1 protein-coding gene is annotated in these 265 nt (G+C 35.1%); it reads right to left on the bottom strand.

Annotated elements, in window-relative coordinates; genetic code table 11:
- Positions 1-265 (bottom strand): hypothetical protein (locus PZC42_RS24840; protein WP_277214248.1); only part of this gene is annotated, 265 nt, incomplete at both ends.

Raw genomic sequence — 265 nt, forward strand, 5'->3', positions numbered from 1 at the left:
AATAAAAACGGATAAGTCATAAGTATTCAAGATGGACTTCAAGATGAAAAAATAGAAATCATGGGCTTTGGAGATGAATTTAACAAATTTCTCAAACAGCTTTCTATATTCAACAAATAAGTTTCCATTTCCATTTCCGGTTTCATTGCCACCATTGTTACTCGTCTTGCCGTACTTGTTAGCATGACGCTTTGTATTTGAACCGGAATAATGGCCTTGATCATGTGCATCCTTAGTGGGTTTACTCAACTGATAAAAGGCATTT

Origin of the sequence: Isoptericola croceus (assembly GCF_029382255.1) — a bacterium.
Taxonomy (GTDB): Bacteria; Actinomycetota; Actinomycetes; order Actinomycetales; family Cellulomonadaceae; genus Isoptericola; species Isoptericola croceus.